The organism is Chryseobacterium sp. JK1, assembly GCF_050632815.1.
In the GTDB taxonomy this organism is placed as follows: domain Bacteria; phylum Bacteroidota; class Bacteroidia; order Flavobacteriales; family Weeksellaceae; genus Chryseobacterium.
On record NZ_JBODRU010000001.1, the window covers coordinates 1,699,015 to 1,722,787 of the forward strand.

Annotated in this window: 23 protein-coding genes; all 23 read right to left on the minus strand. The window is 35.9% G+C overall.

What is annotated here, in order from left to right; all coding sequences use genetic code 11:
* Positions 1 to 65 precede the first annotated feature (65 nt).
* The 23 genes from ACQ76T_RS07680 to atpB all read right to left on the minus strand — a co-directional run bounded on the left by ACQ76T_RS07680 (position 66) and on the right by atpB (position 23,682).
* The gene (locus ACQ76T_RS07680) at positions 66 to 1,448 is read right to left on the minus strand and encodes a nucleoside permease (RefSeq protein ID WP_431342729.1); all 1,383 of its coding nucleotides are present in this window, start codon (positions 1,446 to 1,448) and stop codon (positions 66 to 68) included.
* Positions 1,449 to 1,470: 22 nt separating this feature from the next.
* Positions 1,471 to 2,070: a bifunctional nuclease family protein gene (locus ACQ76T_RS07685; RefSeq protein WP_431342730.1), complete on the minus strand. Its 600-nt coding sequence runs from the start codon at positions 2,068 to 2,070 to the stop codon at positions 1,471 to 1,473.
* Positions 2,071 to 2,259: 189 nt separating this feature from the next.
* Entirely contained in the window at positions 2,260 to 3,207 is a 948-nt protein-coding gene (locus ACQ76T_RS07690; protein WP_431342731.1) for an electron transfer flavoprotein subunit alpha/FixB family protein, read from the minus strand.
* A 41-nt stretch (positions 3,208 to 3,248) separates the two neighbouring features.
* On the minus strand, positions 3,249 to 3,995 hold the full coding sequence (locus tag ACQ76T_RS07695) for an electron transfer flavoprotein subunit beta/FixA family protein (RefSeq protein WP_422692529.1): 747 nt from the start codon (positions 3,993 to 3,995) through the stop codon (positions 3,249 to 3,251).
* A gap of 149 nt (positions 3,996 to 4,144) precedes the next feature.
* The gene (locus ACQ76T_RS07700) at positions 4,145 to 4,852 is read right to left on the minus strand and encodes an SDR family oxidoreductase (protein ID WP_431342732.1); all 708 of its coding nucleotides are present in this window, start codon (positions 4,850 to 4,852) and stop codon (positions 4,145 to 4,147) included.
* A 224-nt stretch (positions 4,853 to 5,076) separates the two neighbouring features.
* Positions 5,077 to 5,610, minus strand: a complete 534-nt coding sequence (locus tag ACQ76T_RS07705; RefSeq protein ID WP_431342733.1) for a hypothetical protein — start codon at positions 5,608 to 5,610, stop codon at positions 5,077 to 5,079.
* Positions 5,603 to 8,662, minus strand: coding sequence for a M60 family metallopeptidase (locus ACQ76T_RS07710; RefSeq protein ID WP_431342734.1), 3,060 nt, complete (start codon positions 8,660 to 8,662; stop codon positions 5,603 to 5,605). The genes ACQ76T_RS07705 and ACQ76T_RS07710 overlap by 8 nt, the downstream gene beginning before the upstream one ends.
* Positions 8,663 to 8,900: 238 nt before the next feature.
* Entirely contained in the window at positions 8,901 to 9,818 is a 918-nt protein-coding gene (locus ACQ76T_RS07715) for a T9SS type A sorting domain-containing protein (RefSeq protein ID WP_431342735.1), read from the minus strand.
* A 202-nt stretch (positions 9,819 to 10,020) separates the two neighbouring features.
* Positions 10,021 to 11,400: a dipeptidase gene (locus tag ACQ76T_RS07720; protein ID WP_431342736.1), complete on the minus strand. Its 1,380-nt coding sequence runs from the start codon at positions 11,398 to 11,400 to the stop codon at positions 10,021 to 10,023.
* A gap of 156 nt (positions 11,401 to 11,556) precedes the next feature.
* A complete protein-coding gene (locus tag ACQ76T_RS07725) occupies positions 11,557 to 11,835 on the minus strand; it encodes a hypothetical protein (protein WP_431342737.1) in 279 nt (92 codons plus the stop codon).
* A gap of 130 nt (positions 11,836 to 11,965) precedes the next feature.
* Positions 11,966 to 13,111: a class I SAM-dependent methyltransferase gene (locus ACQ76T_RS07730; protein ID WP_431342738.1), complete on the minus strand. Its 1,146-nt coding sequence runs from the start codon at positions 13,109 to 13,111 to the stop codon at positions 11,966 to 11,968.
* A gap of 248 nt (positions 13,112 to 13,359) precedes the next feature.
* Positions 13,360 to 13,743 carry a GxxExxY protein gene (locus tag ACQ76T_RS07735; protein WP_431342739.1) on the minus strand — a complete coding sequence of 128 codons (384 nt, stop codon included), beginning with the start codon at positions 13,741 to 13,743 and terminating at the stop codon, positions 13,360 to 13,362.
* A gap of 165 nt (positions 13,744 to 13,908) precedes the next feature.
* Positions 13,909 to 15,072 (minus strand): methylmalonyl-CoA mutase family protein, encoded by a 1,164-nt coding sequence (locus ACQ76T_RS07740; RefSeq protein ID WP_431342740.1) that lies wholly within the window; start codon positions 15,070 to 15,072, stop codon positions 13,909 to 13,911.
* Between the two features lie 110 nt (positions 15,073 to 15,182).
* Positions 15,183 to 15,539, minus strand: coding sequence for an FtsB family cell division protein (locus ACQ76T_RS07745; RefSeq protein ID WP_422692536.1), 357 nt, complete (start codon positions 15,537 to 15,539; stop codon positions 15,183 to 15,185).
* 5 nt (positions 15,540 to 15,544) lie between these two features.
* Positions 15,545 to 16,159: a uridine kinase gene (gene udk, locus ACQ76T_RS07750; protein WP_431342741.1), complete on the minus strand. Its 615-nt coding sequence runs from the start codon at positions 16,157 to 16,159 to the stop codon at positions 15,545 to 15,547.
* Between the two features lie 507 nt (positions 16,160 to 16,666).
* Positions 16,667 to 16,972: an ATP-dependent Clp protease adaptor ClpS gene (locus ACQ76T_RS07755; protein WP_422692537.1), complete on the minus strand. Its 306-nt coding sequence runs from the start codon at positions 16,970 to 16,972 to the stop codon at positions 16,667 to 16,669.
* Positions 16,973 to 16,982: 10 nt separating this feature from the next.
* Complete coding sequence (locus ACQ76T_RS07760) at positions 16,983 to 18,341, minus strand: hemolysin family protein (RefSeq protein WP_431342742.1); 1,359 nt, start codon at positions 18,339 to 18,341, stop codon at positions 16,983 to 16,985.
* 270 nt (positions 18,342 to 18,611) lie between these two features.
* A complete protein-coding gene (atpG, locus tag ACQ76T_RS07765; protein ID WP_431342743.1) occupies positions 18,612 to 19,475 on the minus strand; it encodes an ATP synthase F1 subunit gamma in 864 nt (287 codons plus the stop codon).
* Between the two features lie 77 nt (positions 19,476 to 19,552).
* Positions 19,553 to 21,130 carry a F0F1 ATP synthase subunit alpha gene (gene atpA / locus ACQ76T_RS07770; protein WP_426478777.1) on the minus strand — a complete coding sequence of 526 codons (1,578 nt, stop codon included), beginning with the start codon at positions 21,128 to 21,130 and terminating at the stop codon, positions 19,553 to 19,555.
* 16 nt (positions 21,131 to 21,146) lie between these two features.
* Positions 21,147 to 21,686 (minus strand): ATP synthase F1 subunit delta, encoded by a 540-nt coding sequence (atpH, locus tag ACQ76T_RS07775; protein WP_431342744.1) that lies wholly within the window; start codon positions 21,684 to 21,686, stop codon positions 21,147 to 21,149.
* 2 nt (positions 21,687 to 21,688) lie between these two features.
* Entirely contained in the window at positions 21,689 to 22,183 is a 495-nt protein-coding gene (locus ACQ76T_RS07780; RefSeq protein ID WP_431342745.1) for a F0F1 ATP synthase subunit B, read from the minus strand.
* Positions 22,184 to 22,283: 100 nt separating this feature from the next.
* A complete protein-coding gene (locus ACQ76T_RS07785; protein WP_034681712.1) occupies positions 22,284 to 22,502 on the minus strand; it encodes an ATP synthase F0 subunit C in 219 nt (72 codons plus the stop codon).
* Between the two features lie 52 nt (positions 22,503 to 22,554).
* Complete coding sequence (atpB, locus tag ACQ76T_RS07790) at positions 22,555 to 23,682, minus strand: F0F1 ATP synthase subunit A (protein WP_431342746.1); 1,128 nt, start codon at positions 23,680 to 23,682, stop codon at positions 22,555 to 22,557.
* Positions 23,683 to 23,773 lie beyond the last annotated feature (91 nt).

Here is a 23,773-nt window from a genome sequence, read left to right on the forward strand (position 1 = left end):
AAAGGATAAAAAAAATTGCATTTAAAAAAATGCAATTTTGTATGTATAATAAATGTTGGTTTAAACTAGTGTTTTACAGAGGAAACATCTTCGGGATTATGTTTATGTTTGAACAATACCGCAAAGAATATTGCCAGTACTAATGCATAGATTGCAAAAGAAAGCCATATTTGGTGCCAGTCTTTTACCATAACAACGGAAGAAAGTGTTCCGTCTGAGTTTACTGCTGCATTAAAACTGTTTTTCAGGACTTCCAGGAAACCTGGATTATCTGAGGTTGTATCTAAGTAAGCTGAAAGATCTGCTGCAGTGGTAAATTTATGAGTAAAAAATTTATCAATAGCCCACCCTGCGATGTAGCTTCCGAAAACAGCTCCAAAACCATTGGTCATCATCATAAATAAACCTTGTGCTGAAGAACGTATCTTTTTATCTGTAGTTGTTTCTACGAAAAGCGACCCTGAAATATTAAAGAAGTCAAATGCCATTCCGTATACGATACAAGAAAGAACAATCAATGAAAGCCCGAATCCGTCCGGTACACCATAGGCAAAGAATCCGAATCTTAAAACCCATGCCAGCATAGACATCAGCATTACTTTTTTGATTCCGAATTTCTTTAAAAAGAAAGGAATTGCCAGGATAAATAAGGTTTCTGAAACCTGAGAGATAGACATAATGATGGTAGATCTCTGTACGACAAATGAGTCAGCATATTTCGGGAAATGAGCAAATTCACTTAGGAAAACGTCTCCATATGCATTAGTTAACTGCAATGCAGCTCCCAAGAGCATAGAGAACATAAAGAATAATGCCATTTTATAGTTTCCGAACAGCTTAAGTGCATCTAAACCTAACTGTTCAAAAAGCGGAGACTTTTTGTCGATTAGTTTCTGTGGCGGGCATTTTGGTAATGTAAGGGCATAAATCCCTAAAATTATAGCTACTGCACCTCCGATGTAGAATTGGCCTTCTGTAGCCTTATTTCCTGTAAGATTGGTAATCCACATTGCGACAATAAAACCAATAGTACCCCAAACACGGATTGGTGGAAAATCTTTCACCACATCCATATTATTATTTTTGAGGATTGTATAGGAAATTGAATTGGCCAAAGCAATGGTAGGCATATAAAAACACATTGCGACAAGCATTACTGAAAAGAAGGAATTCGGATCTGCAGAGTGTGGCAATATAAAAAGCATTCCTCCGTAAAGGATATGTAATACTGAGAAAATACGTTCAGCGTTGATCCAACGGTCCGCAATAATCCCAGTAAGGGTTGGCATAAAAATAGAAGCAATTCCCATTGTTCCGAACACAGCTCCAAACTGAGTACCGTCCCAATGTTTTGTGCCAAACCAGAAGTTAGCCATCGTAATCAGCCATGCTCCCCAAACAAAAAACTGGAGAAAGCTGAGGATGGTCAGTCGTAATTTTAAATTCATAGTTTATATAAAAAGTATCTCTTTAGTCAATTTTCTTTTTCCTCCTCTTGATTTCTTCCTGAATCTCAAGGGCAGTATCATAATCTTCTTCTTTCACAGCATCATCCAACAACTTCTGAAGTTCCTCCATAGAAAGAGATTTCAAATTGTCTTCATTTTGTACTGTTTCTGAGAAAGACTGATCTTCTTTGGAAACATCTTCCAGTTCCAATAGAATCCCGGCTTCGTTCAAAACCTGCTGAGTGGTAAAGATAGGTGCATCAAATCTTACTGCCATGGCAACGGCATCAGAAGTTCGTGCATCAAGAATTAGTTCTTCGTCTGTCGCTTTATTTTTAAAGTTGATATTGGAGAAGAAAACTCCGTCTACGATCTGATAAATGATCACAGACATCAACTCATAATTGGCAGAAACTATAAATTTTGTGAATAAGTCATGGGTAAGAGGGCGCGGTGGATGAATATCTTTCTCTAGTCCTAGAGAGATAGACTGAGCTTCGAAATTTCCTATAACAACAGGTAATTTTATGTGTGTTTCTTCATGCTCCAATAACAATGCGTACGCCCCTGATTGTGTCTGGCTGTACGATATTCCGCGAATAATTAGCTGCTTATAATCCATAGCTACAAATATAGATTAATTTTTTATTGTGATTTCACTTTTTTACACAAAAATAAAAGCCCGGAAAGCCGAGCTTTTATTTGTATTGTTCATGATTGTAAAAAGTCAATAGTGAATTTTGCTTCGCAAGTGAATTATTTAATTAAAAATTGACGGGCAAAGCGAATTGACTATTCACCATTCACTTTCTTATCCTTTAATTGCTTTGATTTTCTCTGTTAAGGCAGGAATAATCTGGAAAGCATCTCCTACTACTCCATAATCAGCAGACTTGAAGAATGGTGCTTCAGCGTCGTTATTGATTACTACGATAGTTTTTGAAGAGTTTACACCGGCAAGGTGCTGGATAGCTCCTGAAATCCCTACTGCAATGTAAAGATTAGGTGCAATTGCTTTTCCTGTTTGTCCTACGTGTTCTGTGTGAGGTCTCCATCCGATGTCTGAAACTGGTTTAGAACAAGCTGTAGCAGCTCCTAAAACGTTTGCAAGATCTTCAATCATTCCCCAGTTTTCAGGGCCTTTCATTCCTCTTCCTGCAGAAACCACGATTTCAGCTTCTTTAAGGTCTAATTTACCAGAACTTTGCTCGTGAGAGATTACTTTTGTATCTTCATTGGCTACAGAAAGGTTTTTCACTTCTTCTGAACCGGAAACTGCATTTTCTTTAACTCCGAAAGCATTTTGAGAAACAGTAACAATTACTCCGTTTCCTTCTGCTTTAGCATGCATGAAACCTTTTCCTGAGAAAGCTTTTCTTTTCACCTGGAATGGAGAAAGGCTTTCGGGAGCTTCTAATGCATTTGTCAATAAAGAATAATTCTTCATGATTGCAAGCATTGGAGCGATTGAAGAAGCGTCTGTAGTATGAGGGAAAACAATAGTATTTCCGTCTGCTACTTCACTTACTGCCTGAGCAAATGCTTTTGCAGAGAAGTTTTTAAGACCTTCATCTTTGATATTGATAACGTTTGATGCTCCATATTTGTACAATAAATCTGAAGAATCTGTTGGGTTTACAGAGATTGCTGTAACGGTATCTCCTGCTTTATCAGCAATAGCTTTAGCATAAGAAACTGCTTCAAAAGCTGCTTTTTTGTAAACTCCGTTTATATTTTCTGCGTATACGAATACTGCCATTTTTTTAAATTTAAAAATTAAAAGATTGAAAAATTTAAAGATTAGATTACTTTAGCTTCTTCGTGAAGTAATCTTACCAATTCGTCCAGATTGTCAGGAGAAACCATTTTTACAGCTGCTCTTGGAGGAACGCTGTCATAAGATACTCCCTGAACTTTCACTTCTGAAGAAGTTGGCTCTACCACTTGCAAAGGCTTAGTTCTTGCAGACATGATCCCTCTCATATTCGGGATGATAAGGTCTTTTTCGTCTACTAATCCTTTCTGACCTGCAATGATTGCTGGTAATTTTACAGAAATAGTTTCTTTTCCACCTTCAATTTCTCTTACTGCAGTAGCTTCGCTTCCGTTTACGTCTAATCCTACAGATGCATTTACGAAAGGCTGGTTTAATAATTGTGCTACCATTCCCGGAACAGAACCTCCGTTATAATCGATAGATTCTTTACCACAAAGGATAAGGTCATATCCACCGTTTTGAGCTACAGCAGCGATTTCTTTTGCTGTAGAATAGCTGTCTTTCGGATCTAAATTTACTCTTACTGCATCGTTTGCACCAATTGCCAATGCTTTTCTGATTACAGGTTCTGTAGCAGCATCTCCTACGTTGATTACTGTTACTGTAGCTCCCTGAGACTCCTGAAGTTTAATTGCTTTTGTCAATGCAAACTCATCTAGAGGGTTGATCACCCACTGAATTCCGTTTTTGTCGAAAGCAGACTTATCTGCTGTAAAGTTAATTTTGGAAGTAGTATCCGGAACACTACTAATACAAACTAATATTTTCATGTGTACTATTTTATTTTTTCTCTTATAAGCATAAAATCATGACAGTTTATGCAGAGATTTTGTGTGAATTAATTTTTGCTAATATAAATAAAAAATATATTATGCATGCATAATACTTATTAAATTATTATTCAATACATTAGATGTAGTTACTTACCTGGTTTTGTTGCCCTAAACTCTATTTTACTAGGTAAAACTCTCGGATTCATCTTTAAAATATCCAAAATCAGGTTCCCCATATCTTCCGGCTGAATCTTCCAACTGTCTTTTTCTGAAGGAATATTTCCGTTAAAATGAGTCGCTACGGAGCCGGGCATAATGACTGTGGATTTGATGTTGTATTTTCTCAGATCAATCATTGCCGCCTGGGTAAATCCTACCACTCCAAATTTTGAAGCGTTGTAACCGGTTCCGTTTTCAAAGAAATTGGCTCCTGCAAGGCTTGAAATAGTGATATAATATCCTTCCGACTTTTTCAGTTCTTCTACAGAAGCTTTTAAGGTGTAGAAAACACCAGTAAGATTGGTTTCTATCATATCATTCCATTCTTCCGCTGTAAGCTCATCTACAGGCTTAAATATGCCTAATCCGGCATTGGCTATAACATAATCCAGTCTTCCAAACTTTTCTGTAGCATATTTTACAGCTTCCTGCTCGCTTTCAAGACTTTTTACATCCGAAACGATTCCCAGCACATTTTCCGAATATTGTTTCAATTCTTCTTCAGCTTTCAGTACGTCATCCCTTTTTCTGCCTGAAAATGCTACAGAGATTCCGTTTTCAAGTAAAATTTTAGCAATCCCGAAACCAATTCCTTTGGTTCCTCCTGTTATATAAGCGGTTTTATTTTCTGACATATTATTTCAAATTTTAATTCTCTAAAATAGCAAAAACGCCCCAATTGGAGCGTTTTATATGGGCTAAGATTTATCAGGTTATTTTTGATGAATTTTTCAAAAGCCATCACCGGGTGATCTACAAAAACTTTTCCATTAAAAAGCCAGAAAAGAAAGAGCTTATCCAGATTTGTTCTTTTTATTCACAAAAAAATGAGACGTTTTGTGGAAAAGGATTACATATTTTATTTCCAATAACTCCATTCGCTGCCGTTAAATATAGCCAAGGAGTTACTTATTGTATCATAGCACATCATACCAGGATAAGGACTTTTGACGTTTAGATGTGGATTTTCTATTTTAGGAAGAATCATCGCCTTATTGTTTGATTCCAAAACAATGACTCCTTTCGCATTACTTATGTGAGAGTTGATAATGATTCCCTGAGTAGTAGAATAATCAGGAGACGAATTTCGGATTATCAGAGAATCGTCTCCACTGTCGCTTAAATCAACCCAAGTATCATTCTCATACATCTTTACTTTATCATCACTTATATCAAACAAAAATGTGCCGTTATTATGAGAAGTGACTGTTGCCAAAGCCTCTGAAACATTCTCTACAGACGGAAGAATAATTCCTTTCCGGTTGAACGGAGAATCTTCAAAATCTAATATAGTACTGTTCCCATTAATTTTACTTTTTGATATCGCAATCTGGCCATTAGCAAAACTAAAAACATTTAGTACTGCCAGTATATATATTATATTTTTAATCATTACAGCTTTTTTTAATACAGTTCCACATAGTGCCGTTAAATAATTTGGTACATTTATCCTGTATGTCATACAAGAGCATCCCTGCTTTCGGATCCGAAATAGAGTCTGAGACAGCGGGTATGGTACTTACATGATTTACCCTTGTAACAACAAACCCTTTTGCTTTGGACTGCATCGCAAGGTGCCCATTTGGAATTTTATCTTGCCAGCCTGTCTGGTTTTCCTGAATAGATATCCCTATTGTAGTATAGGCATCAGGCATACCCCCTGCGGGCAGTTTTGTACAGGTTGACGGATAGACCCGAATTTTCTCACCATTATACCCTACTGCATACACGGTGGCGGCATTTGAAGGATAGTAGACTTTTGTCATCTGATTGGCTGTATCTCCTGCCCCTGTAACGGATACATAGATAAGTTCATTGTTCGCATTCATTGTCTCATAGGCAACTGCATTTTTCCAGACACTGTGCTGTACAGTAAGATAATTATTGCTTAAAGTAACTCCCTGACCTGTCTGCCCGCTTAGCGGAAGCTGGTTACGGAAAGCCTCAATACTTCGGGATGAAATATAATGTATGACCGGCGAAACAGGGGTCTGGTAGTTCTTAGCCTTTATAGATGAAACAGCAGCATCAATCTGAGCCTGCGTAATGGTAAGCTGTCCGGTACCATAATCATCAATAGATCTGTTTATTGGTTTTAAAAATCCTGTTTTAATGAAGAATCCGGTTAAATCTTCCTGTACTGCATCGCAGGTGTTTTTCACGAAATTCAGAAGCAGCTCACCATTTGAAATCCCTGAAGCATTATAACCTCTTGCTTTGTTCGCAACAGTACCGAACCAGTGCGCATAATCTACTCCTGTATAATTGTTTGGATAATTTAAGGAAAGAACCGGAGCATTTCGTGAAGCTCCGGCCAGCTGATAATACAGTTCAAGCTGCCAGAAAGGTACCAGCACTTTAAAAACATCCGTGTTGGCGTTCCCCTGTAGAGCTTCCTGATTGATGGCAGTATTCAAAATAGCTCCGTTTATTCTTCCTCCCGCGATACTGGTCATTCCTGCTGCTGGCTCTACAGCTTCTCTTTCCAAACGAGACATTCCATCATTTTGGGGATTCATATGATAATCTACCCATGCACTGTGCATATTATTGGTTACTTCTGTAGTCCCAATCCATTTGATGTCGGGTCTGATCTGGTTGATATGCCCGAATTCATGTGCAATTCCCCATAAAGACAATTGATTGACATCAGCCAGGTTCTCTTCACCCCATTCAGAATCCATATTTATACCCAGTCCGCCGGCATACCAGCCCCCGCCGTTATTACTATAGCTGAACATACGGTTTTTGGGAATTAAATTATATTTATACAATCCCATTACAAGCCATTCATTTTTTACAATAAGGTCATATTTTGAAACAAGCACTGCAGGATCAAAAGGAGCATAATTTTTAAGCATACTTTTTTTGTAAACTAAATGAGAATGCTGTCCCACAACATCCATCATATGATAGGCTGAATTTGTAAGATTAGTCTGCCAATCACTTTGCGTAGAGGTCTGATAATGATATAGTCCATTAACTTTACCGGAAACAATATTGATTTTGATATCAGGCAAAGCTGCATTGGTATTATAATAACTGATGTATCCTAAACCACTGTTGGTCAGCTGAAATACATTCAAACCATTATGAAGTTCATAATAGGAGGTAGTACCGCCAAGAATGGTAGAAAAATCCTTTACCTGCAATGAGATGCTGGCGCCGGAAGGGATATTCTGAGCAAACAAGGCCACTTTATCTCCCTGTGTAAAAACAATACCTGTAGCGTTTTCAAAACTATCATAACCGCTTCCCACCTTTAAATTACCTGTGGTAACAGAAATAGGAGGGTAAACCTTATAATCCTGAACCCTGTATTTATTTACATAGGTTCCATTGAACAGACACTGTGCCAAACCCTTATAGAACGGTGATGCCATCCCATCAATATCTGCCTGAATAACAGAAGGCTTTAATGCTGAGTAAAGTGTGTTGGCAAAAATAGTATTGTAAGGATTTACAGCTCCTGAAGAGCCTGCTGTATAAAAACCCATTTCGGCACAGCTAGCAAAATTTCCCTGGCCATTGTTTACAGTAATTCTTACATTTAAAGGAGTGATCTGATTTGGGAAGTAGACATTCACAGGAAAAGAAGAATGCTCAAAATTAAATGACATCAGATTAACAAACGTGCTGTTTACAATAGTATTGTAGCTGATGTTCACGCTTCCAAACCGGCCATTGTCCCCGCTGGGTCTAGGTGTATATTTCAGATAATCAATAGGAGTAGATCCGTCTAATCTGTAGTTTAACACCACCGGAAAAGTAGTATTGCTATACGAAGAGTGATACAATGTATTTATATCATTATCATAAGATTTATCAATATTTTCCCCCGACTGATAAGATGATGCGGTTGTTCCTGAAGGAATGATAGTAGCCTTCACATCGTTAGCGCCATTTATACTTAATTCTGATGTATTGATGGTACAGTCTATACCATTAGTAATCGCAGGTTGTGCTTCAGAAAAGAATTTCATCTCTGCTCCGCTCGAATAGTTTCCAATGCCTGCGTTTACTGAAATTTTAATCATATAAGGGTTCTGGATAGCCGTTGAAAAAACAACTTCTTTATCCTGAGCATTGGATGCCCAAATTAAATTATTGTTTACCATGATAAAAGTATTCGGAGCCCCCTGTGTACTATAGGAAATACTTACATTGGTCCAGATACCGTTTGTCCCGGATTGCCTGGGAGTATAAACCAGCTTTTTAATGCTGATGACATTCGAGGTAAAATAAAATGTAAGCTCATCCGGAATACCGTTCTGAGACCATTTCGAATGATAAATCGTGGAGTTATCACCGTCAAGCAACTTTGCAAATTCGCCCCCCGGCTGTCCCGGCTGCAAAGATGAACCTGAATATACAGGTACTTGAATAAGCTGCGAAAAACTATTAAATCCGACTAGTAGAAATAATAATAATATATTTTTTTTCATAAAAATGTTTTGCATGCAAAAATACCGTTTCTAAGATTATCGTAGAAAAGAAAGAGATAACTTTTTATCTATTAACTCATTAATCTATCGTAAAACATATATCTAATTTGATTCCCGGAATTTTTTTACTATTTCCTACACTCATTTTCAATTCTCATTCAATGTTTTTTTGATTCGCATTTTATAATAAAAAAAACGCCCCAATTGGAGCGTTTTATATGGGCTAAGATTTATCATGTTATTTTTTGATGAATTTTTCGATCATGTTTTTCCCGTCTGTTTCTATCGTGAGAAGATATTCTCCCACAGCTAAATGTCTTACATCAATTTTATTTCCTTCCATAGTAATTTCCATTCTTCTTCCGTTAAGATCAAAAGCTTTTACAGATTTTATTTTATTCTGAGAATCAATTTTCAAAAATTCTGTAGCCGGATTTGGATACAGTGTTACAGTTTTTGTATTGGGACGAACATCATTCACCCCCAGTACAATATCTTTATTGATGGTAATATTATCAATATAAGCAGTTCCCAATGCATTATTGTGTACAAATCTTAACTGGCCGATATCTAAAGCTGCTGCTGCCGAACCTGTAAAAAGTAAAAAATTATTAAGGTAATATTTCACTTCTGTACCTGTTCCTAACACTTTAAATTTGTACCAGGTATTCGGTGCCCAAGTTTCTGAAGTGGTGATCAGAGTCTGCGTTCCTGAAACTGTATTTAAAATCTTTATCTCTCCTGTTTTATCGAAATCCACCCTTACAACGTACTGTTCTTCTATGCTATCAACTCCCTGAAAGCCGAAAACAGACCCGTTGCGCTGAGACATATTAATATCAAATTCAACAGAGAAGTTGGTATACGCCAAGGGGATCTGCAGATTATAAAACCCTCCTATAATAGGTTCTGATTGTGTTCCAAATGTAGATTCCTGTACAATTTTGAGAGAGTTGCTCCCATGTGTAGATTTTTCCATACTGATGATCTGTTGGGTAACATTGGCAGGTGTTCCTCCTGTAGGAGTACTGATCCAATTCACCTGTCCGTTGACATCTATTGGTGAAAAACCTTCTGCATTTTCGAAAGAAATAATTTGCTGCGAAAAGCAAAGTACTGAAAATAAAGTCAGTACAAGTGAGTAATATTGTTTCATGGCTGGTAAGTTTAGTTATAAAAATACTAAATTTCCACCAAAAGTGAAATAATAATATTAAATAAATAACAATAATTATTTTATTTTGATAAATTAAAAACACCTATCAGCCCTACAATGACCTTCAATCAACAATTTAGAATAAAAAAACAGGATGCTTCCATTGAGAAACATCCTGTTTTTGTTGTATGTTAACGAAGAATTATTTCGAATAGTTTTCAAAAAACAATGGAATACTTTCGATTCCTTTATAGAAATTAAATAATCCGTAGTGCTCGTTTGGAGAGTGAATTGCATCAGAATCCAGCCCAAAGCCCATCAATACAGATTTAGCTCCTAAAACCTGCTCAAACATCGCTGTAATTGGAATACTTCCTCCTCCTCTGTAAGGAAGAACTTCTTTTCCGAAAGCAGATTCCATAGCCTGTTTTGCTGCTGCAAATTCTTTTGTATTGGTTGGTAAAACATAAGGCATACCTCCATGGTGAGGAGTTACTTTTATTTTTACCGTATCCGGAGCAATCTTTTCGAAATATTTCGTGAATTTTTCTGTGATCTCCTGAGGGGTCTGGTAAGGAACCAAACGCATTGAAATTTTAGCAAAAGCTTTTGAAGGGATTACTGTTTTTGCTCCTTCTCCTGTATAGCCACCCCAGATTCCGTTGCAATCTAAAGTAGGACGGATGGATGTTCTTTCTAAGGTAGTATATCCTTTTTCGCCTTCAATATTACTTAATCCGATCGATTTTTTGAATTCTTCAGGATTGTCTTTCAATTTGTTCATTTCAGCTCTTTCTTCGTCTGAAACGGTTTCTACATTGTCATAGAAGCCATCAATTGTAATGTGACCGTTTTCGTCGATCAGATTTGCAATCATTCTTGAAAGAACGTGGATAGGGTTTGGAACTGCTCCTCCATACAGGCCAGAATGTAAGTCTCTGTTTGGACCTTCCACCTCTACTTCTACATAGCTCAGACCTCTTAAACCTGTTGTAACTGTAGGTTGCTCGTTGCTGTAGATGTGTGTATCAGAAATAAGGATACAGTCGCAAGCTAATTTTTCTTTATTTTCGTTTACCCAGTCTCCTAAGCTTACAGAACCAACTTCTTCTTCTCCTTCTAAGATAAATTTAACATTGCAAGGAAGAGCATTGGTTTTCATCATAGCTTCAAAAGCCTTCAGGTGCATAAAGAACTGTCCTTTGTCGTCAGCAGAACCTCTTGCAAAGATTGCTCCTTCAGGATGTAGTTCAGTTTTTTCGATATAAGGCTCAAAAGGCGGCTTTGTCCACAATTCTAATGGATCAGCAGGCTGAACATCATAATGTCCATACACCAATACTGTAGGTAAATTTTTGTCTAAAATCTTTTCACCAAAAACAATTGGATACCCATTGGTCTGGCAAACTTCAACATTGTCAGCTCCTGCATTTTTAAGGTATGTTGCCACTACATCTGCACATTTCAAAACGTCATCTTTATACGCAGGATCTGCAGAAATAGAAGGAATTCTCAATAACTCAAATAATTCATCTACGAAACGCTGTTTGTTTTCGTTAATGTAATTTAATGTCTCTTGCATTGTAAAATTTTATTTTGTTAAAATTAAAAAAAATGCCCGGCAGGACCAAGTAAAAAGAAAGGATTTTCCCAACCTTATGTGAATGAGCCCAATAGCGATCTTTTTCATAAAAAATGCCCTGCATAAACAGGGCATTTGTATATTTTATACGAATAATTAGTGTTCAGCTTTTGGAGCTTCTTTTGCTTCAGCAGGTTTTGCAGCGGCAGTACTGTCTGTTTTATGAACTTCAGGTTTTACAGCTTCTTCTTTGTATCCTTCAGCTGTTGCAGCAGCCTCATGACCATGTCCGTGAGCTTCTCCTCCCTGTGGATCATCAGAATATCTTTCTGCTCCTTCTTCTAGTTTTAGAGTATTTTTATTCCCTCCAGCAGATATTTTTTTACAGCTTACAGCTACAGTTGCAATAGCTAAACATATAATCAATTTTTTCATATGTACAATTTAATTTTTTAAAAAATCATATGAAACCGCACTATTTTTGGTTATTTAAACAGCCCGCGATTTCATGCTTAAATTTTTGATTGCCCAAAATTAAGAAATCCTGCTTTTTTCAGCAACATTTTTATACTGATTTTAAAATAATTTTCCCTTTTTTGGATTGTGTAAAAATAAGGTAATGACTGCCACCGTCTTTTAATCCATATTTCTTTTTGATTTCTTCAGGCTTTAATGGGTAATTTTTAGCGATAATATTAAATTGACCTTTCTTTTTAACACTTTTAGAATCAACGATATCCATTTCAAAAATTCTCCCGGGAAAGCTTTCTTTTTTCTGATCCGAAGTATAAAGATGAGTGTTGGGATGCAGCTTCTTAAGTTCAAATTTTTCTGAAATCAAATTGAAAATACCTGCTTTTAAAATAGCATTATTAGGAACATAAATAAATTTTTCAGGCTCAGAATACTCTGATTCCGCATTTTCTTCTTCTCCGAAGGTAAAACTAAAGGCTGATTCCCCGCTTTCCAGATTCACTGTATTACAAGTAATCGCATGATGAATTTCATTAGATAGGAAAATTACAATTTCTTTTACGTCATTTTTCAGTGCTACAATATCGATTCTGAAAATCTGAGGTAACGCAGAAATAAGGTATTTGAGATCAATTAACGGAGAAAGCTTAATGACAACCTTGTTGGAAATTGATAATAATTCTCCCTGTATTTCCAGAATATTAGGCGACAAATCTTCTAAAAGGAAAACTTTGTTTTTATTCTGATCTCTTCTTGCAGGATCAAGATAAATGGTGTCAAAATGCTCTTGATTTTCATGTAAAAAGCCCTCGAGTTTTTTATTGATAAATCTTGCTTTTTTTCCTAGAACATTCCAGTTATGCGCTACTGTTTCTAAAAGTTCTGTATTTTGCTCTACTAAGGTAATATCTTCAAAATTCTGAGATAAATAATAAGCGTCAATTCCAAATCCGCTTGTCAGATCAATGAATTTTTTACCTTTTAAAATTTCTGATTTATAAAGGGCTGTTTTTTCAGAGGATGCCTGCTCCAGACTGAGTTGTGGAGGGAAAACAATTCCTTCTTTTAAAAGGAAGGGGAATTTTCTTTCTGCTACCTGCTTTCCTTTGACCTGCTGTACTATTTCCTGCATAGAAAGATCGGGAAATGGTGATTTTTTCAGTAATAATGTGTGTAAATCTACATTCAGATTTGCATTGATATAATTTTGAACTTCTTTGTTTAATATTTTAACCACAGATGATACAGATTTTCGCAGATGTTTATGTTTTTAGTTCTTAATATATTCCAATATTTTGTAAAAAATAGCTACATGGAGTTTAATCTTTAACCACAGATGACACAGATTTTCGCAGATGTTTATGTTTTATTTCTTGTATAACAGCTTTAATATAGATATAGCAATTGGTATGCTTTTTTCTTTACTATCAAATAAAATATGCGCAATCATCTGTGAAAATCTGCGTGATCTGTGGTTATAAAAAATCAGTCCAAATGTCCTCTCACTTTCCGGAAAATACTTTTGCTAATATAATCAGTATTAAAGTTAACCAGAATTCCTAATTTCAATCCTGTCAACTTTAGGTAAGTTAATAATTGCTGATGATGAATATTTCCTATTTCCAGTACCGCTTTCACTTCTATGATAACTTTATCTTCTACAATGATATCAGCAACAAAGCTGGAGTCAATAATAGTATCTCTATACTTAACTTTCATTGGAACCTGAGTCTTTACTTTTAGACCGTTATTCTCAAGTTCGTAAGCCAAAACTTTTTCGTAAACCTTTTCTAAAAGCCCAGGACCGAGTTCATTATAGACAGAAAAAATAGATTTTCTGATAAAAAAACTTATCTCATTTTCTTTCATATCATTTGTGTTTTGTGTTATGATAAAATTACACAAAATCTTTCCAGAAAATAGTTATTTATTAAAATAATCTCTAATAAAGAGGTTTAGTCTTATAATATCAGAACGCCGCTTTTGAGGATAATAATAACAAAAAAACTAGCTTAACTTTTTAATGGAAATGTTTTATTCAAACATTTCTGCCCAACGAACTGCTTTTATTTCTTTTTCATTGTAAAGATCTCCGATAGTCTTTTTAACGTCTAATTTAGGGTATAAATTGACTCCTATCAGCTTTATTTTTCCTTCTTCAATCCATTGCTGTTCTTTTACAGCATGTTCATAGATTTTTTTCTGAATAATTCCCTGCTTTAACAGCTCAAGGTATCCTCCAGCTTCTTCTATTTCAATAAATAAAGCCCATGATTTCTCTGCAAACTGACGGGTAATATCTTCTACATAATAACTTCCGTTAGAAGCATCTTCAAATACATTGATAATACTTTCGTAAGCTAAAACAATCTGCTGTTTGAAAGAGATCTCTTCCGAATTATCAGTACTTCTGCTCACCAGGTAATTATTGGTAAAAACAGCATCTGCTCCCCCAATCATTGCCGAAGCAAGTTCTAATGTAGATCTGATCAGGTTGTTTTCATTATCTGAAACCGCTTTATTTCTTTGGGAAGTTTCTGCAAAAATGTAAGGAATCTCATCCAGTCCGTATTCTTTTGAAAGTTGATTGAAAACGATTTTAAAAGCTCTCAGTTTGGCCATTTCAAAGAAATAATTACCTCCTACCGCAATTCTGAAGATCAGCTTATTGAGTATCTCGGCTCCATACACCTCCAGAAGTTCTTTTGTTTTTGCTAAAGCTATACCAAGCTGCTGGTAAATAGCGGCTCCGGCATTTTGGTGTAAGGAAATATCTACACAAATATTTCTTTTAAAGTCTTTGGATAGTAATTCTTTCGCCAGCTGATCATCAATACTTCCCTCCTTTTCATTAAAAATATCAATTAACGAGAAATATTGGTCTTCTTCTTTGGGACTGATATGACCTGCAAGTTCTTTGTTATTGATAAAAAGAGCTTTCTCATCAAGGTTTTCTACATTATGTTCCAAAAGGAATGCAAATACTTCATCTTCCAGGCTTTCGTGATATCTGGCCACCAAATGGGTACTTTCTTCAATTCTTGGCAGATTCGCCAATGGTTTCTGAACTTCTGTGTAAAAAGGTTTTACTTCTATTTCTTCGAGGTTTGCCTTTTCCAAAACAGGATAAATATCTTCTGTTTTAAGCTGCTTTTTAACCAATTTTTCCCAGTTTGGAAGGATATCTGTATTTGACATGAGTTTTAGTTTAAAATGTGAATGGTCAATGGTGAATTTTGTTTCACAAGTGAATAGTACCAGCCAACAAACTAAATTGACTATTCACTATTGACACTTTTAGCAAGCTCTTATTTCTTAGCGACTTTTGTACTGTCTACAACCAGGATGAAGATCTCTTCATTTGGTTTTTTCATAAAATAATTTTCTCTTGCGTATTTTTCTTTTTCAGACTTGTTATTCATCAGTTTTTTGTAAAAAGCATCGTTTTTTTCATATTCTTTTTTATAAAAATCCAATTGCTCTTCATACTTATGAATCTCTCCATTCAGTTCGTTAATAACAAGAAATGAAGTTTTGTCGAAGAAAATCATCCATACCAAAAACAGACAGATCGTAATGGTATACTTATTCAAAAAATATCTCTGGATAAGTTTGAATGTTTCAGATTTCGGCTGAATGTCTTTGATAAGTTTGTTCTCTTCCATTTTTTTTAATGTTTTCTCAACGAGTTTTTAATAACAGTAGTTAAAAAATCAATCGCTACGGAATTCTGTTTCATATTAGGGATAATAAGATCGGCATCATTTTTAGATGGTTCGATGAATTCCTGATGCATTGGTTTCAGGGTAGTCTGATAACGGTGCAATACCTCGCTCAGATCTCTTCCTCTTTCCTGGGTGTCTCTCCTGATACGCCTGATTAGTCTTTCATCAGAATCGGCATGAACAAAGACTTTCAGGTCAAATTCTTTAAGCAATTCTTTATTGGTTAAAACAAGAATTCCTTCTACCACCAATACGTTCTTAGGTTCTACAGTGACATGATCTCCTGTTCGGGAATGAGTGACAAAGCTATAAATAGGCTGTTCAATAGACTCATTATTTTTTAAAGCTTTAACATGTTTTATCAGTAATTCAAAATCTATGGACTTTGGATGGTCATAGTTTAAAGCTTCTCTTTCCGTAAGGGTCAGATTGTGATTGTCGTGATAATAATTATCCTGAGAAAGGATGTTCATTCCTTCAATATCAAGTTGCTGAAGTATCTTGTCAACAACTGTAGTTTTGCCAGATCCTGTTCCACCGGCAATTCCTATTACAAGCATTATTTTTTTGTTTCTTTATAGTTGGTACAAATATACTATTTTAGATAAAATGTGGCAATGCAGAGAGCGAAAATGAGTGATTAGAAAACTTTTATACTCTGAGGGTAAAGCAATTACTCTCAAAAATAGTTGAGTTACTGAAAATTGGATGATTGAATGGGAAAAAACTACTTTTTATCTTTAAAAACTACTGTTTTATTTTTTAACGCCAGGAATATGCAAAAGCTTTATAATATTGCATTGATATTTGTGTTCGCAATGGCATTTCATTCAGCAAGGGGGCTCAATAAAGGGGCCTGGCTAAGTGTTAACGCCTCCGCGAACAGAATTCTTCATTCTTTTAATTAAGAACCTTGCAAACCGTGCGTTAAAATAATTTACAGGAACAATAAAACTGGGTATTAAATTTAGAATATTTAGATTATTCCTTCGTCAGAATGGCAATACGAAGTATTCATAAAAGATTTTCACAAAAAAACCGGCCTTGTATTGGCCGGTTTTTTTATTTTATACAATTTCGCTTGTTAATTCGCGCGAAATCAGTTTTTCATGCATAGGCTTCAAAACATCCATTGAACCCGTTTTTACGGTACATTTACCTTTATAATGGACCAATATAGTACATTGCTCGGCCTGTTCCAATGTGTGCTTGCAGATTTCTATCAGACTGTCAATCACATAATCAAATGTGTGGATATCATCGTTGTGAAGCACCAATTTATAGACATCATCGGTATCATCAAGTACGAGAACTTCTTCTTCATACTGCCGTTTTGGATTTTCGTAGTCTTTTATCGTATTATAAAAATTCATTGTAGGGGTTTTAAACTTCTCCAATTTTATCTGCTAGGTTATCAATAGCGTTGGGTTCCTGATAAATTAATTCCACAAGTTCTACGCTTTTATTATTCATTTTCAGAATTTTAAAATGGTAGTTATCAAGATCAAACTCTTGGTTTTCTTCTGGAATTTCTTCCAGTTCATAAAGAATAAATCCTGCTAATGAATTGTATTCGCTCTCTTCAGAAAGTGGTAATTTTTTGGGTAAATGCTCATTGATCTCATCCAAAGGCTGAGTAGCCTGTACCCAATATGTATTATCAGCTATTTTATCAACGATCTTTTCTTCTTCATCTTCTTCATCCTGAATCTCGCCTACAAGCTCTTCCAGAATATCTTCAAGGGTGATAATTCCTTCCGTTCCACCAAATTCGTCAATAACAATCGCAATATGTTGTTTTTTCAACTGGAAAGTCTTCAATAAATCTGAAACTTTTTTGCTTTCCACCACGAAAAAGGCATCACGCATGAGGTCTTTCAAATCATCATGATCAAGATCTCCTTTTCTTTTAACAAATTCTCTTATAATTTCTTTAGTATAGAAAATTCCGATCACATTGTCTATTGAATCAATATATACAGGAATACGAGAATATCCGCTATCCATGATCGTATTGATGATGTCATTAACGTCTTCTTCAAAGTCTATAGAGGTAATATTCTGTCTTGGAACCATGATCTGCTTGGCTGAATGATCTGTAAAATCAAAAGCATTTTTAATGATCTCATAGTTCTCTTCTTCAATTTCACCGCTGTCTGCACTCTGTTTCACCAAAAGCTGAAGTTCTTCTGTAGAGTGAATTTCCTGCTCCGAAGCGGGGTGAATTTTGATTAATCTCAAGAACCCGTTAGACATTGAGTTCATCAACCAGATAAACGGTTTGAAAATCGTATAAAAAACTCTCAATGGAACCGCAGTTGCCATGGTAGTTGCTTCGGATTTTCTGATGGCGATAGATTTGGGGATAAGCTCACCAAATACAATATGCATAATGGTAATCAACACAAAGCTAGTAGCTACTGAAATTGTAGTAATGGTTGTCTGAGTCAAATCAATGCTCAAAGATGTGAAAATATTTTCAACAATATGATGCAGTGCACTTTCACCTACCCAACCAAGGGCAAGGGATGCCAATGTAATTCCTAACTGTGTAGCAGAGAGATATTCATCAAGATGTTTGATGATATGTTCTGCCTGTTTAGCCATAGAGTTACCTTCTGCGGCTTTTAATTGGATTTGTGAGTAACGAACTTTAACAATTGAAAATTCTGCGGCTACGAAGAAGCCATTTAGTAAAACAAGAAATAAGGCCAGCAAAAGCCTGACTATGTCCGAGTCCATTTAGAGGTTGTATATATTTTATTAGCTACAAAGATATGTAAAATATAAATAACCTGAATCTGGCTTGGAATATTTCATCTAATGATTTTGTAATGAAAAAATGAATCGATAATAGCTGAGTATTTTTCAATAAAAAAAATATTCGACCCTACCGCTCATTTTCAGCATTAAAAGTGGGTTTTTGGCTACCAAATGAGCTTCCAAAGGTTTTCAGGCATAAAAAAAGCATCGATAGTATCGATGCTTTTGATAGTATATTAAAATAATTCTTTACGAATTTTTCAAAGCTTCTGCTCCGGAAACGATTTCTAAGATCTCGTTTGTAATTGCAGCTTGTCTTGCTTTGTTATAGAAAATCTTAAGATCATTTCTCAAAGCTTCTGCATTATCTGTTGCTTTGTGCATTGCAGTCATCCTTGCTCCATGTTCAGATGCTACTGAATCTAAGATTGCTTTGAAAACCTGAGTTTTAATAGACTTAGGAATCAAATTATCCAAGATCTCAGCTCTGTTTGGTTCAAAGATATAATCTGTTTCAACCTGTGGCTCAGTAGTTTCAGGCATTGAGATTGGAAGAAGTTGTTCTGTAGTTACTTCCTGAGTGGCAGCATTCACGAATTTGTTATAAATAACATAAACTTCGTCAAATTTACCTTCTTTGAAGCTCGTCATAACCCCTTCAGTAATGTGGGCTACAGCATCAAAGCTTAAGTTATCATAAACAGAACTTCCATTAGTATATACTGATCGTGTTCTTCTTACAGCATCATATACTTTTTTACCTACAGGAAGAACTTCAATCTCATATTGAGAATTATTCTGATACTGAAGGTTAAGCTCTTTTACGATTGAAGAGTTAAAAGCTCCTGCAAGACCTCTGTTTGAAGTAACAGCGATGAAAAGTACTCTTTTAACCTCTCTTTTCTGAGCATATACAGAAATCTGATCAGGATCAGAGCTAGAATTTACATTCTGGATAAGCTCCTGTAATTTTTCAGAATAAGGTCTCAACATTACGATTGCGTCCTGTGCTTTTTTAAGTTTCGCAGCGGAAACCATTTTCATAGCACGGGTAATTTGCATCGTAGATGAAATTGACGTAATTCTGCCTCGTATTTCTTTTAAGTTTGCCATTAATTTGGGTTCAAAGTTTAAGGTCTAAAGTTTAAGGCTTAAAACGTTATATTTCAAACCTTAAACATTGAATTTTTTTAGTTGTATTTAGAAGCTAAATCGTTAGCAGCCTGCTTAAGAACGCTTGTAATATCGTTATCGATTTTTCCAGACTTGATAGCAGCCATAGTATCAGGGTGCTTAGATCTTAGGAACTCGATATATTCGTGTTGGAATTCTTTAATCTTGTTCAATGGAACGTTTCTCATTAAGTTTTCTGTTCCAGCGTATACAATTGCTACCTGACTGTCTACAGGAAGCGGTGCATTTACCGGCTGCTTAAGGATCTCTACGTTTCTTTCTCCCTTAGAGATAACTGCTAAAGTAGAGGCATCAAGGTCAGAACCGAATTTAGCAAACGCTTCAAGTTCTTTATATTGAGCCTGGTCTAACTTAAGAGTACCAGAAACTTTTTTCATTGATTTGATCTGAGCGTTACCTCCTACTCTCGATACAGAGATACCTACGTTGATCGCAGGACGAACCCCTGAGTTGAATAGATCAGACTCCAAGAAGATCTGTCCGTCTGTAATAGAGATCACGTTTGTAGGGATATATGCAGAAACGTCACCAGCCTGAGTTTCGATAATTGGAAGGGCTGTTAATGAACCACCACCTTTTACGATTGGTCTAAGAGATTCTGGCAAGTCGTTCATTTGCTTAGCGATGTTATCATCAGCAATTACTTTTGCAGCTCTTTCCAATAGTCTTGAGTGAAGGTAGAAAACGTCTCCAGGGTAAGCTTCACGGCCCGGTGGTCTTCTCAATAGTAGAGAAAGCTCACGGTAAGCAACCGCTTGTTTAGATAAATCATCATAAACGATAAGCGCTGGTCTACCAGTGTCTCTGAAGAACTCACCAATAGAAGCTCCTGCCATTGCAGAATATACCTGCATTGGAACTGGATCTGATGCATTAGCTGCAACGATTACAGTATAAGCTAAAGCTCCTTTATCAGAAAGAGTTTTAACGATTTGTGCTACAGTAGAAGCTTTCTGACCGATAGCAACATATATACAATATACTGGGTTACCAGCATCAAAGAATTCTTTTTGGTTGATGATCGTATCGATCGCTACAGTAGTTTTACCTGTTTGTCTGTCACCGATGATAAGCTCTCTCTGCCCTCTTCCTACAGGAATCATCGCATCAATTGCCACGATACCAGACTGAAGAGGTTCTGTTACCGGCTGTCTGAAGATTACTCCAGGAGCCTTTCTTTCCAATGGCATTTCGTATAAATCTCCTGTGATAGGACCTTTACCATCGATAGGGTTACCAAGAGTATCTACTACTCTTCCTAACATACCTTCTCCTACTTTGATAGAAGAGATTCTGTTTGTTCTTCTTACTGTATCACCTTCTTTTACTAATTTACTTTCACCCAATAAAGCAACACCTACGTTGTCTTCTTCAAGGTTAAGTACAATACCTTCTACATCACTAGAAAATTTCACCAACTCTCCGTATTGTACGTTTTCTAACCCGTATACACGAGCAATACCATCACCGATGGTTAAAACTGTACCTACTTCCTCAACGTTTGATTGAGTATCGAAGTTGGCCAATTGCTGTTTTAAGATCGCAGATACTTCTGCCGGATTTATTTCTGCCATTGTATGGTTGTTTTTCTTAATTTAATTGAAAATCTTTTTTAACTTGGTTCAATTTTGTCTTCACAGACGCATCTACCTGCTGGTCTCCTACTCTTAGGATGTATCCTCCTAAAATATCCTGGTTGATGATCAGCTTCAAATCGAAGTTTGAATTGGCGTTCACCAGGTTGGTAGACCTTAGAATCTGATCCATATTCTCTTTTGAAATCTGAGTAGCTGTAGTCAATGTAACTCTTTGTACACCATTGATATCTTCTACCTTGTTGATGAATTCCTGAGCGATATTTTTCAATTGGTTCTCACGTCCGTGTTTAATAACCAATGTGATCAAGTTCTGGGAAGATGTTGATAAACCTTTGAAAATTTCGTTTGCTACCTCTATTTTCTTTTTTGCATCAATGTAAGGTGTAAGGAAGAATTTGTTCAAATCCTTAGATTCAGCCATGATCTTCACTACATCTTTCATTTCAGAAAATACGGCAGCTGTCTGACCTGATTCATTAGTGAAATCAAGTAAACCCTGTGCGTATCTTTTCGCTACTTTAGATGTAAGCATTCTTAGTTAAGGTTAGATTTGTTGATATAATTTTGAACTAATTCATTTTGAGCTTCTGTATTATCTAGCTTTTGCTTCAAGATAGACTCTGCAATGTTTACAGATAAAGCACCGATTTGAGTTTTGATGTCTGCCATTGCAGCATTTTTCTCAGCGTTGATGGTTTGCTTAGCAGCTTCAATAAGTTTATCACCTTCAGCTTTAGCTACATCTTTAGCTTCACCTACGATTCTGTCTTTAATTTCTCTAGCTTCTTTAAGGATAGCGTCTCTTTCAATTTTAGCTTCACGAATGATTCTTTCGTTGTCAGCTTTAAGATCTTCCATCTCTTTTTTAGCCAATTTAGCTTGGTTCAATGCATCTACGATAGAAGTTTCTCTATCATTCACAGCATTTACAATTGGTTTCCAAGCGAATTTAGCGAGAAGAAACAATAGGATAACAAAAGTAAGGGTCATCCAAAACAAAAGTCCAATTCCAGGTTCAATAATTCCCATATCTGTAAATTCTTTTTTTAAGTGTTATTTTATGGATCGTTTTTAAAATTCTTAGCAGCAGCCAACCGCTTCGCTGCTAAGAATGTTTTTTGAGGATAGATTACTTGATGAAAGCACCAAAGATGATCGCGATAAGACCAGCACCTTCAATAAGACCAGCAGCAATAAGCATTGCTCCTTGAATCTTACCAGCTTGTTCTGGTTGTCTAGCGATAGCGTCCATTGCATGACCACCGATTTTACCGATACCTAGACCTACACCCAGTACTGCTAAACCGATACCTACGTAAACTAAACCTGTTCCTGTTGATAAATCCATAATAAATAAATTATATTAGTTAAAAATTATTTTCTTAAATTATTTCTATTAATTAGTGAGCGTGTTCTTCGTGACCGTGCTCATGTTCGTGTTCTGCTACTGCAATACCAATAAATAAGGCAGATAATACAGTAAAGATATATGCTTGTAGTGCAGCAACCAGTAATTCCAATACTGAAACAAATAATGCTAATGGCACAGACGCAAATCCTAACAATGGAGACTTGAAGATGAAGATCAATGAGATGATCGCCAAGATCATAATGTGTCCTGCAGTGATGTTAGCGAAAAGTCGCATCATTAAAGCGAAAGGCTTTGTAAAGATCCCGATAATCTCGATTGGAACCATGATTGGGTACAATAAGATTGGAACCGGCGGCATAAAGATATGTTTCCAGTAATCTTTATTCGCACTGAATAATGTAATTAATAATGTAATGATAGCCAACACACATGTGATTGCAATATTACCTGTAAGGTTAGCTCCGAAAGGGAAGAAAGGAATCAATCCGAAAAGGTTGTTAACCCAGATAAAGAAAAATGCAGTTAATAAATAAGGCATATATCTTTTATACTTAACAGATCCGATGTTTGGAATAGCCACCTCGTCTCTGATAAATACAATCACTGGCTCCATTAATTTCCCAATACCTTTTGGAAGTTGTGATTTTTTATAGTTCCTTGCCATTCCTATGAACACTACTGCCATAAAAATTACTGACAAGAACATTGAAGCTGCATTTTTTGTTATTGAAAGATCAAAAAACACTTCGTTTGATTTTTGCTTTCCGCTGATGATTGAAAACAATGTAGCTTTTTCAATACCTTTAGTAGAAACCACCTGTCCCTCTTCTAAAGTATACCCATCGTGTTCATGTCCGTGAGCAATACTGCTTGAAAGAAAAGTGTGCCACCCTTGGTTATCCTTAATAATAACAGGCAAAGGGATAGAAACGTGATGCTCTTCACCACTGTCATCTTTTGAAGTCCATAAATGCCATTCATTAGAATCACCGATGTGCTCCATGATCACTTTAGTCGCATTGAAGCCTTCTTTTGCTTCTCTGTGCTCTACTTTTTCAGCTAATTTTTCCCCTTCAGTCTCGTGCTGTGCAGCAGCTAAACTGCTAATAAACACAAACAAAAATGCGAAAAATAACGAAGAAATTTTTCTGTTCATATCTCTTTTTTAATCGTGTGCAAATATATCGATTTTATTAAACTTTACCAATAGTAAAAATTGATTTTTATCATCAAAATAATCAAGATTT

Excerpts from the sequence above, each read along its gene's own strand:
- ACQ76T_RS07680 (WP_431342729.1), bottom strand. The coding sequence starts at position 1,448 with ATGAATTTAAAATTACGACTGACCATCCTCAGCTTTCTCCAGTTTTTT.
- ACQ76T_RS07685 (WP_431342730.1), bottom strand. The coding sequence starts at position 2,070 with ATGGATTATAAGCAGCTAATTATTCGCGGAATATCGTACAGCCAGACA.
- ACQ76T_RS07690 (WP_431342731.1), bottom strand. The coding sequence starts at position 3,207 with ATGGCAGTATTCGTATACGCAGAAAATATAAACGGAGTTTACAAAAAA.
- ACQ76T_RS07695 (WP_422692529.1), bottom strand. The coding sequence starts at position 3,995 with ATGAAAATATTAGTTTGTATTAGTAGTGTTCCGGATACTACTTCCAAA.
- ACQ76T_RS07700 (WP_431342732.1), bottom strand. The coding sequence starts at position 4,852 with ATGTCAGAAAATAAAACCGCTTATATAACAGGAGGAACCAAAGGAATT.
- ACQ76T_RS07705 (WP_431342733.1), bottom strand. The coding sequence starts at position 5,610 with ATGATTAAAAATATAATATATATACTGGCAGTACTAAATGTTTTTAGT.
- ACQ76T_RS07710 (WP_431342734.1), bottom strand. The coding sequence starts at position 8,662 with ATGAAAAAAAATATATTATTATTATTTCTACTAGTCGGATTTAATAGT.
- ACQ76T_RS07715 (WP_431342735.1), bottom strand. The coding sequence starts at position 9,818 with ATGAAACAATATTACTCACTTGTACTGACTTTATTTTCAGTACTTTGC.
- ACQ76T_RS07720 (WP_431342736.1), bottom strand. The coding sequence starts at position 11,400 with ATGCAAGAGACATTAAATTACATTAACGAAAACAAACAGCGTTTCGTA.
- ACQ76T_RS07725 (WP_431342737.1), bottom strand. The coding sequence starts at position 11,835 with ATGAAAAAATTGATTATATGTTTAGCTATTGCAACTGTAGCTGTAAGC.
- ACQ76T_RS07735 (WP_431342739.1), bottom strand. The coding sequence starts at position 13,743 with ATGAAAGAAAATGAGATAAGTTTTTTTATCAGAAAATCTATTTTTTCT.
- ACQ76T_RS07740 (WP_431342740.1), bottom strand. The coding sequence starts at position 15,072 with ATGTCAAATACAGATATCCTTCCAAACTGGGAAAAATTGGTTAAAAAG.
- ACQ76T_RS07745 (WP_422692536.1), bottom strand. The coding sequence starts at position 15,539 with ATGGAAGAGAACAAACTTATCAAAGACATTCAGCCGAAATCTGAAACA.
- udk (WP_431342741.1), bottom strand. The coding sequence starts at position 16,159 with ATGCTTGTAATAGGAATTGCCGGTGGAACAGGATCTGGCAAAACTACA.
- ACQ76T_RS07755 (WP_422692537.1), bottom strand. The coding sequence starts at position 16,972 with ATGAATTTTTATAATACGATAAAAGACTACGAAAATCCAAAACGGCAG.
- ACQ76T_RS07760 (WP_431342742.1), bottom strand. The coding sequence starts at position 18,341 with ATGGACTCGGACATAGTCAGGCTTTTGCTGGCCTTATTTCTTGTTTTA.
- atpG (WP_431342743.1), bottom strand. The coding sequence starts at position 19,475 with ATGGCAAACTTAAAAGAAATACGAGGCAGAATTACGTCAATTTCATCT.
- atpA (WP_426478777.1), bottom strand. The coding sequence starts at position 21,130 with ATGGCAGAAATAAATCCGGCAGAAGTATCTGCGATCTTAAAACAGCAA.
- atpH (WP_431342744.1), bottom strand. The coding sequence starts at position 21,686 with ATGCTTACATCTAAAGTAGCGAAAAGATACGCACAGGGTTTACTTGAT.
- ACQ76T_RS07780 (WP_431342745.1), bottom strand. The coding sequence starts at position 22,183 with ATGGGAATTATTGAACCTGGAATTGGACTTTTGTTTTGGATGACCCTT.
- ACQ76T_RS07785 (WP_034681712.1), bottom strand. The coding sequence starts at position 22,502 with ATGGATTTATCAACAGGAACAGGTTTAGTTTACGTAGGTATCGGTTTA.
- atpB (WP_431342746.1), bottom strand. The coding sequence starts at position 23,682 with ATGAACAGAAAAATTTCTTCGTTATTTTTCGCATTTTTGTTTGTGTTT.